The sequence below is a fragment of the Streptomyces sp. NRRL WC-3549 genome (assembly GCF_000721935.1).
Classification (GTDB): domain Bacteria; phylum Actinomycetota; class Actinomycetes; order Streptomycetales; family Streptomycetaceae; genus Streptomyces.
Genome location: NZ_KL585389.1, coordinates 145,190 through 149,394 on the forward strand (window position 1 = coordinate 145,190; position 4,205 = coordinate 149,394).

The 4,205-nt window shown below is 73.4% G+C and carries 3 protein-coding genes and 1 pseudogene; 2 read left to right on the forward strand and 2 right to left on the reverse strand.

Translation table 11 applies throughout. From position 1 onward, the window contains the following. Positions 1-238 (reverse strand): annotated as a pseudogene (locus IH13_RS0108035) (RNA polymerase sigma factor SigF); the annotation flags it as partial. 532 nt (positions 239-770) lie between these two features. On the opposite strand from IH13_RS0108035, the gene IH13_RS0108040 reads away from it, so the two are divergent. Next, positions 771-1,901 carry a PP2C family protein-serine/threonine phosphatase gene (locus tag IH13_RS0108040; protein ID WP_031082348.1) on the forward strand — a complete coding sequence of 377 codons (1,131 nt, stop codon included), beginning with the start codon at positions 771-773 and terminating at the stop codon, positions 1,899-1,901. An 87-nt stretch (positions 1,902-1,988) separates the two neighbouring features. Here the strand turns inward: IH13_RS0108040 and IH13_RS0108045 are convergent, their stop codons facing one another. Then, the gene (locus IH13_RS0108045) at positions 1,989-2,816 is read right to left on the reverse strand and encodes an alpha/beta fold hydrolase (RefSeq protein ID WP_031082350.1); all 828 of its coding nucleotides are present in this window, start codon (positions 2,814-2,816) and stop codon (positions 1,989-1,991) included. A 565-nt stretch (positions 2,817-3,381) separates the two neighbouring features. Here IH13_RS0108045 and IH13_RS0108050 point away from each other — a divergent pair. After that, positions 3,382-4,205: ATP-binding cassette domain-containing protein (locus tag IH13_RS0108050; protein ID WP_031082352.1), on the forward strand; the 824-nt coding region annotated here is incomplete at its 3' end.

The following is a 4,205-nucleotide window of genomic DNA, read 5'->3' on the forward strand; positions in this document are numbered from 1 at the left end:
GGTTGCGGAAGCGGCCCGCCGCGAACCGCACCAGGGAGAGGTTCATCTCGATGAGCGTGTTCCTGGCGTACTGGTGCTCCGGTGTGCCCTCCTCGAGCAGTTGGAGCCGGTCGAAGAAGAGCTTCGACAACTGCCGTGCGTCCCGCGGGGCGACCTGCCCCGCGTCTTCGATCCACGGCAGGTCCCCTGCGGCGTCCGCCCGTTCCCCAGCGGCGGTCTGTGCAGTGTGCGCCGTCATCTCGTCACGCTCCCGGATCGTAGGCGTCGCGGTGGCATGCGCCTGCCCGGGGTGGGAGCAACTCATGTGCAGCAAAGAGGAATTGAGCGTTCAGGGTCCGGTATCGACCGGTATCCGCCCCTGTCCGGGCCCGGAGGCCACGGCTTCCCGGACGGGGCACGGGACGCCACACGGACGACCGCCCCACCGGTACGGGGGAGCCCGGTGGGGCGGCCACCTCCAGGGTGCCACAGCGAGCCGTGCGGTGGGGCGGGATCGGAGCAGTGGCCGGTACACGGCGGGCCGGAAGCGCGTCGGCGTACGGGCGTGGCGGACAGCGAACTCCCGCGAGGTCCTGCTGCCCGACGGGCGCGTCGCGTGTACGTGTGTACGGGCGCGCGGCGGACGAGGTGCGCCGCGCGCCCGGGTGCCCGTGGACCGTTGCCTTCCGCGCGGGCCCCCGACTGCGGCCCGGTGATTCCAGGACCCGGAGCGAGGGGCGGGTAGGTTGGAACAACTGGGTCAACGGCGACACATAGTGCGGAGGCGTGCCGTGGTCAAGGGACTCCGGCGCCCGGCGGCGCGCAGGCCGGCGCTCCCGGGGACCGATCCGGGCGAGGCGGCGGCGGGAGCCGCCCGCATCGGGAACTGGGCGCTCGCGCTGTGGCTGGTACTGCTGACCGCGGCGGTCGTCGCCCTCGACGCCCTCACGGGCACCGACCTGCCGCTGATCCCCCTGCTGGTCGTCCTGCCGGCGCTGGCCTCGGTCTTCTGCACCGTGCGGCAGACGACCGGGGTCGCCTGCTGGGTCACGCTGGTGGTCGTCGGCTCACGTATCGCGGCGGCCGGTGCCTTCTGGGACGTCTTCTTCCTCATCGGCTTCACCGTCCTCGCCTGCGCCCTGGGCGTCGTCGTCTGTGCCGCGCGGATCAGGCACGCCACGCAGGTGGCCCGGCTGCGCTCGGCCGCCGTCGCGCTCCAGCGGCAGATCCTCCGGCCGCTGCCGGTCGTCACCCGGCAGCTCCGGGCCCAGGGGCTGTACGAGCCGATCGAGGAGGACCGCTTCGTCGGCGGCGACATCTACGAAGTCGTGCAGTCCCCGCACGGCACCCGGGTGATCATCGGCGATGTGCAGGGCAAGGGACTGCCGGCGATCGGCGCGGGTTTCGCCGCGCTCGGCGCCTTCCGGGAGGCGGCCTACCGCGAGGAGGACCTCGCAGCGGTGGCGGACGCCCTGGAGGACGCCGTCGTCCGGCACAACGCCTTCTCCGCCGAGACGGGCGAGGCCGAACGCTTCGTCACCGCCCTGCTGCTGGGGTTCGACGGCGGGGACGAGGCGGCGGTCGTGAACTGCGGTCATCTGCCGCCCCGGATGCTGTACGACGGGACGGCGTCCAGGGTGGCCCTGCGGCTGACCTCCGTACCGCTCGGCATGGCGGAACTGAGCGGGGAGGCGCGGGCCGTGGAGAGGTTCGCCTTCCCGCTCGGGGCCACGCTGATGGTGTTCACCGACGGGGTGACCGAGGCACGCGAGCTCCTGCGGGTGCTCCAGGCCGACCTGCAGGAGTTCTCCGGCGGGGTGCGGCGCGACGACGTCGCCGTACTCCTCCTGAGCCGGCGGCCGGAGGGGTGCGGAGGCCCCGCGACCGACCCCGCCGGCCCCGCGGACGGCGGGTCCGTCTGACGGAGCGGTCCGCCCCCCGGGGGCGGGAGGGCCGCCGCCCGGTGACGCGGGGGCGCGGTGGTGTCGCGGCGGCGGCGCCCAGGCCTCTCAGCTGCCGAGGAAGCCGAGGAGGTCCTGGTTGAACTTCTCCTTGTCGCCGGGGACGAGGGCGATCCCGTGGGAACCGCCCTCGTACACCTTGAGGATGGCGCCCGGCACGATCCGGGCCGTCTTGCGGCCGGTCGCGTCGATGGGGACGATCTGGTCGTCGTCGCCGTGGACCACGAGCGTGGGGACGTCGAACTTCTTGAGGTCCTCGTGGAAGTCCGTGGCGGCGAAGACGTCCACGCAGTCCACGGCGGCCTCGATGGTCTGGGCCATGGCCATGTGCCAGAAGAGGTCCCTGTTGCCCTGTGTCACCTTGTTGCCGTCCCGGTTCGCCCCGAAGAAGCCGACCGTGGTGTCCTGCCAGAACTGGGACCGCTCGGCCATGATGCCGTCCTTGATCCCGTCGAAGACGGACTGCGGGACGCCCTCGGGGTTGTCCGGCCCCTGGAGCATCAGCGGGGTGATCGCCGACAGCAGGACGACGGAGCGGACGCGGCCGGTGCCGTGCCGACCGATGTACCGGGCCAGTTCGCCACCGCCCATCGAGTGGGCGACGAGGGTGACGTCGCGCAGGTCGAGGCGGGTGATGAGGTTGTCGAGGTCGTCGGCGAAGGTGTCGAAGTCGTAGCCGTCGTACACCGGGGTGGAACGGCCGTGGCCGCGGCGGTCGTGCGCGATGCCGCGGAAGCCGGCGTCGGCGACGGCCTTGAGCTGGTCCTGCCAGGCGTCGCCGTTGAGCGGCCAGCCGTGGATGAAGAGGACCGGGCGGCCCTGACCCCAGTCCTTGTAGAAGATCTCGACACCGTCACGGGTCGTACACACAGGCATGTCGGATTCCTTTCGGCCGGTGGCCGCCCGTCTCGGACGGCCGCACCAGGCGGGGACGGACGTGTGGCGCCGCGCCGGACGCGGACGGCGGCGGTGCGGCGCCCCGGCTTCTCGCGGCTGTCCCCTCACGACCTGATCCCCCCGCCATCGTCCACCAGGCCGCCGTTCCGTCGTGCGCACCCGCGCGCCCCGCGCAGGCCGTGGCCGAGGCGTCGGCCCGGTGACGGTGGCGGCGCGTGCCGGCAGGCGCCGAGACCCCGCGTTGAGCCGGACGGGTGACACCGCCGCCCGGAGGGCAGCGAACGGCCCGGCGTGAACCTGCCCGTACTCCGGTCGGCCGTGGCTACACTGGCCCGCATGGCCAGGCACCACTACTTCCTCTGAGCGTCGGCCGGGACCCAGCCGCCGTGTGACGCTCGCCGTCACCGCGTGACCCCGTGAGCCACCGGGTCACCCCGCGCGCCGCAGTCCTTCCCGCCGTCCGACGCCCCCGCCCGACGCGCACGCCCGCGTGCCACCGCGGCACGCACCGCCGAGGGCCCGTCACCTCAGGGAAAGCCCGCCCATGTCCTCTCCGCGCGCTCGCGCCCAGCTGTCCATGAACGACGTCTCCAAGACCTACGGCACCCGCACCCTCCTCGACCAGGTGTCCTTCACCCTCCGTCCCGGCGAGAAGGCCGGGGTCATCGGTGAGAACGGCTCGGGGAAATCCACCGTGCTGCGCCTGCTGTCGGGGGCCGAGACGCCGGACGGCGGCGACGTCACCGTCCGCTTCGCGGGCGGCACCGGCTACCTCGCCCAGACCCTCGCCCTCGCCCCCGACCTCACCGTCCAGGCCGCCGTCGACGCGGCCCTGAGCGAACTCCGCGCCCTGGAGAGGCTGATCCTGGAGGCGGAGGAACAGATGTCCCGTGCCGACCCCACCGACGCACGGCTCGCCGCCTACGGTGACCTGCTCACGGCCTACGAGCAGCGCGGCGGCTACCAGGCGGACGCCAGGGCCGACGCGGCGATGCACGGCCTCGGGCTCGCCCACCTGACCCGCGACCGGGTGCTCGGGACTCTGTCCGGCGGCGAGCAGTCACGACTGGCCCTCGCCTGCGTCCTGGCCGCGGCCCCCGAACTCCTGTTGCTCGACGAGCCCACCAACCACCTCGACGCCTCCGCCGTCGGCTGGCTGGAGGACCACCTCCGGGCCCACCGCGGCACGCTCGTCGCCGTCACCCACGACCGGGCGTTCCTGGAGCGGACCACGACCGTCGTCCTGGAGGTCGACCGCGACCTGCGCCGTGTGACGCGGTACGGCGACGGCTGGGAGGGGTACCGCACCGCCAAAGCCGCAGCCCGCCGCCGCCGGGTGCAGGAGCACCAGGAATGGCTGGCCGATCT

What these genes read in the sequence shown, in the direction of transcription:
- IH13_RS0108045 (WP_031082350.1), bottom strand. Translation starts at nt 2,816, where the DNA reads ATGCCTGTGTGTACGACCCGTGACGGTGTCGAGATCTTCTACAAGGAC.